We start from the raw sequence: 4818 nt of genomic DNA, 5'->3' as shown, positions 1-4818 counted from the left end.
TTGCCCTCGGATCTTTGGTTAAAATTAACCTGGTTTTGTTAAGTGCTAGTTAACAACACCATAGCCCACACCAGATCTTTACAGATCGATCTAGATCCCAAAGATCTAAAACCCCCACGAGAAACAACACAGATCAAAAAAGATCTATATAACAAGCCGGAACAGATAGACCCACAGCGATCAAAAAGATATAATCCATATAAATAGCATACACAAAGATAGACAAAACATTACAACACAACTGAAAGCCTCGTCCTTTAGAGCGGGGATGTTGTTGATGCCTATATGCTTGATGCAAGTACTATAGCTAGATGATGCGGTTAAGCATGGCAACCAGGCCCCCAGATGATCATAGATGGGGGCTAGCAACCATATCCCCGAGTCCCCGAGAGGGAATAGGGGTAATTGCTGGAGACCCGGCCCAGGGCTAAACCATGCGAGAAACCATGGTGATCTACTATAGAATTGAAAGCGGAGGAGGTCAGAAATAATAACCCGGAACACCTAAAACCATCAGGAGGGAGACTATCTGAGCTCTATTGAGGATTTTATTTCTGCTGTTGAGAGTGATCCTTCTGTTAGGAGGAGGCTTGCAGCAGCGATCCTCACAGATTCAGATGCGAGGCTAGCTATTATAAGTGCTGTTCTAAGGGATGTAGCTACTAGAAAGGATATAGATGATCTGAGGAGGGATATAGATGCAAGGATAGGATCTCTTGAGAGCTCTTTTGAAAAAGATATCAAGGATCTTAGGGTTGATGTTGATAAGAAGGTTGAATCGCTTAGAATGGAGATTAAGGGTTTAGATTCTAAGGTAGCCTCTCTAGCTGAGAGAGTTGCAAAGGTAGAGGGATCTCTAGAGCAGATGACAAAAAGAATAGAGGATATAAACAACAGTCTTACCAAGAGAATCGAGGATCTAAGTAAAAGAATAGATGAGATAAACAACAACCTTAATAAAAGGATAGACGATATATATAATAGCCTTAGCAAGAGAATCGAGGATCTAAGTAAAAGAATAGATGATGCGAATAATAGTCTTAGTAAGAGGATCGAGGATCTGGATAAAAGAATAGATGGATTAGATAAGAGAATCGATGCTTTAGATAAAAGAATAGACGCGTTGGATAAGAGGATTGAGGCCCTTGATAAGAGGATCGATTTTATTGCAAAGATATCGATAATACTGGCTGGATCCGTTGTAGCAACTCTCATAACACAGATAGCACTAGCAATGATAACAAGGCTAGGAATACTACCATAGACAATGCTAGGCATATACAATCCTCTAGTGCTTATGCTATGCATCTAATTAAGGATTTTCAGACCCCTTCTATATCGCCTTTAAGGGTTTCATACTGTTCAAACTTGTTAGGACTATCCCTTTTAGACTATGTTATTGTTCAGCATCTCTTTCGATGCTCTGGACCTGAATAGTATTTGAAGGGGGCTATAATTTTAAAAATCTATAGGTTATAAGGCTAATAGATCTTGGTGAGCCTAGTTCCCTAGATTTACTTGTTAGACTGTGGGTAGAGGCTTTGGATTATTGTTTTCTATTCTGTTATCTCTTTCCATACGAGGTGAAGCTTACTGCTAAATAGAGCAAAGCGGTAGGGAGAAGTGGAGCTGTTGGTGGTAGGCAGTTGTCATATATTAGGTTTCTGATCTCTATATAGGGCTAGGGAGGTAGTTAGTCGATGTGTTGTGCGATGGGAGAGTAGGGGTTGTTGGCTTAGCTAGTAGGTTGAATAATTAAATATCTATAAACCTCCTCTCCACCAGATATTGTGGTGGCTGGTTTGTCCAACCAAGTAGCATCTCTACTACCCTTAGATCAGGAGCTCTATCTAAGAGCATTGACAGGTAGACTTGTGGGAGAACATCTATTTGACGGCTTCAAGAAAGTGGCTGTGATAACATATCCAGATAGGATATGCTCAGCAATGGCTGTTGCTGCGCTAACATCATTCACCTACGTAACTGGCTATAGAGATGGGTTTGGCGGTGTATATATCTACGAGCCTTCCCATCTAGAGAGAATAGCTAGGGAAATCGTTAGCAGGGATTTCGACGCAGTATATATATCCTTCGGAGGGGAGCAGAAGCTCAGCATCGTTAATGAGGCCTTCATAAATACTCTGAGAGCACTAGCTAGAGCTGGCTATAAGAGGGCCCTAGCTATACATGTGAGGGAATGGCTAGCCAGTAAACAGCTATCAACAGTGCTAGCAGATAACGAGCTGAGAACCTGGCTAGAGGGTTTAAGCGAGGTAAGAGTTTTCACAGCTGATCTTCAGAACAAGAAATTCATCTTCAGCAGAGTGAGATTCCCAGAGGGCAAAGCCTCTCTAGCCCCCTACAGAGAAGCTTTATTAACAGATGAGCATGTAGATCTATTGAAGAGATCTATTCCACCTCCAGAATAACGAGATCAGATATAACACAGCTCAAAAGCCCCCTTTTTATCCCCAAGATAGATACTAACATGCTTTTTGAGAATATGACTTCATAGTCGATCCATAGAAGAATTTCTAGATATCTCATAAAAACCCAGCCTTAGATATATCAATAGCCCCGGATCCCTCTATGGAGCTTAGGACAATGCCAGCCATCACAGCCCCTGATATGGATCGCTGAGCCATAGAATATAATATTTAGATATCCACCTCTTCCCCACTTTCAGCTTTCAACATATTTCGAATTAGGCCTATCCACATATATCCCTCTAGGGCTCCCAGCCTAGAGCATGCTGAAGCAGGATATGGAAGCTATGTATCAATGAAATGTAAAGGAATATGCTTTCCATCCATCACATACACAAATCCATCGAGTAGTACATCGATGGGTATATCCAGCAATATACCCTAGAACATCCCTCTACATAGGCTCTTCCCATGCCATGACGCCCCACACAGGCTCACACATATAATCTAGGCCTCTTAGCCTTGGGACTAAGCTATTGCTCCCAACATCATTGTCTAGCTTGGCTCTGGGCCCCACCTATTGAGCTGAATTTAAGCAGGATCTCTACATAGATCGAGATATCCCTTAATAGCATCTAATCATTAGATATTAATCGCAATTACGAAAGATGATTTTCAGAGGCGCCTCGAATCCCTTGTGAGATGTTGGAGGTAGTCTTATAACCTCGGATAAGGCGATCAGGTCTCCTCAATGGTCTATGATGATCCTCTCATCCTAATCTATGTTGTGTCTCTAGGATTATATCTTCTCTCACATCTCTATGTTGTAGAGATATTTATATAGTTGGAACTCGATGATGCGAGATCTATGTATTTGATGTTCTAAAGGATAATATCTATGGGGACTGCTGATCCCGAGCCTTGCTAGGCTTAGAATGGAGATAGATCTATTTATGCTGGGCTGCTATATAAGTGCTGTAGCAGCAACCCTAATTCTAGCTGAGCTTATCTACCTAGCGATCAACAGGGTTGAGGCTATAGCATCTCAGGTATCCATATATATCCTCTGGATCCTCTTAGCACTAGCCATCGGAGCATATATAGCATATGCCGAATCAGGGATCGAGAGGGCATGGCTCATAAAATACCCCGTACCACCTGGGCTAGCCATAGTCTTCACAGGCCTCATACTCCTCAGCCTTGGAGATTTCAGAGGAGCATGGCTACTCCTCCTTGGCTATTTAGTGGAGCCCATAGCAGGGGTTGCTGTTATGCTAAGGGCAACTAGGATCTCTAGGCTATGGGGGCTATCGATCTACATAGGATCTATAGTATATCTAGCAGGACTCCCACTCTACCTATATAGCCAACCAGCCATAGCCATGTTAGGGGATATAGTGAAGCTAGCAGGATTTATAGGAATAATACTAGGAAACACGGTAGGGACTAGACAATCTAAGATCTAGCTAGAGGGTTTGGAAAGGATTAGAGAATCCTGGAGTGGCTAGCGACTCCTGAGCCTCTCAACTGGGATCTAAGATCGTCTAGGGCTCTGAGGGCCTCACCATAGTCCTGGGTTGGGAGTGAGCATGCTGTTCCATAGCATATATAGAATGTAGCTCTGTCAAGCCATGCCTTGCCTTTGTAGAGCTCTTTCAGAGCATCGCTTCTTGGGCTCTGGGTGCTCATAGATGTTATGCCTACCCAGTATCTCTTCCATAGGTTCTTCAGAAACTCCCTCGCAGCCATATCCTCTGGGTTTCTGGTGGTTATCACGATCTGGTATGAGGGTTCTTCAAGCATGTCTATACTTGTTAGGAGGGCTATGTGCTGCTGTGGCACAGCCTCTATATATTTAGACGCCAGTCTATAGATCTCCATAGCCTTCTCCCTATACCTAGCATCTCCTGTGAAGAGATATAGCCTTGCATATAGGTTTGCAGCCGAGGATGCACCGCTCGGGATAGCATCATCTATAAATGTTGAAACCCTAGCGGTGGGGGATCCAGGTGCTTCTGGGTTCTCCACAAGAGATCCTCCCACTATGAAGACCCTCTCAATAGATCTAGAGATCTCGAGGGCTCTCTCAAGGTATTTCTCATCATGGCTAGCCATGTATAGATCTATACATGAGTCTCCATACAACGCTGAATCCCTTAGATAGCCCCAGCTACTCGGGGAGTCGCCATAGTATACATGGGCAACCCTATCCCCAAGCCACATCCTATCCCATATATAGTCTGAGGCCCTCCTCGCAGCATCTAGATAGCCCTCCCACCATGTTGCTAGATATAGCTTTGAAAAGGCCTTTATAGCTAGTGAGTTCCAGTCTGCGAGATACTTCTTATCAGCCTCCGGCCTCGGCTTCCTAGAGGATCTATACTCATATAGC

The 4818-nt window shown here is 43.5% G+C and carries 5 protein-coding genes; 3 read left to right on the top strand and 2 right to left on the bottom strand.

Annotation, left to right across the window (positions count from 1 at the left end):
* Nucleotides 1–525 precede the first annotated feature (525 nt).
* On the bottom strand, nucleotides 526–744 hold the full coding sequence (locus QXE01_11560; GenBank protein MEM4971873.1) for a hypothetical protein: 219 nt from the start codon (nucleotides 742–744) through the stop codon (nucleotides 526–528).
* Nucleotides 745–787: 43 nt separating this feature from the next.
* Between QXE01_11560 and QXE01_11555 the strand changes: the two genes are divergently transcribed.
* The 3 genes from QXE01_11555 to QXE01_11545 all read left to right on the top strand — a co-directional run bounded on the left by QXE01_11555 (nucleotide 788) and on the right by QXE01_11545 (nucleotide 3892).
* The gene (locus QXE01_11555; GenBank protein ID MEM4971872.1) at nucleotides 788–1264 is read left to right on the top strand and encodes a hypothetical protein; all 477 of its coding nucleotides are present in this window, start codon (nucleotides 788–790) and stop codon (nucleotides 1262–1264) included.
* A 538-nt stretch (nucleotides 1265–1802) separates the two neighbouring features.
* On the top strand, nucleotides 1803–2429 hold the full coding sequence (locus QXE01_11550; GenBank protein MEM4971871.1) for a hypothetical protein: 627 nt from the start codon (nucleotides 1803–1805) through the stop codon (nucleotides 2427–2429).
* 950 nt (nucleotides 2430–3379) lie between these two features.
* Entirely contained in the window at nucleotides 3380–3892 is a 513-nt protein-coding gene (locus QXE01_11545; protein MEM4971870.1) for a hypothetical protein, read from the top strand.
* A gap of 19 nt (nucleotides 3893–3911) precedes the next feature.
* Here QXE01_11545 and QXE01_11540 read toward each other — a convergent pair.
* Nucleotides 3912–4818, bottom strand: a 907-nt coding sequence (locus QXE01_11540) for a hypothetical protein (protein MEM4971869.1), incomplete at its 5' end; no start/stop codon positions are given.

The sequence above is a fragment of the Sulfolobales archaeon genome (genome assembly GCA_038897115.1).
Lineage (GTDB): Archaea > Thermoproteota > Thermoprotei_A > Sulfolobales > AG1 > AG1.
The sequence above is the reverse complement of the archived record's forward strand: the minus strand, read 5'-3'. Positions and strand labels throughout refer to the sequence as shown.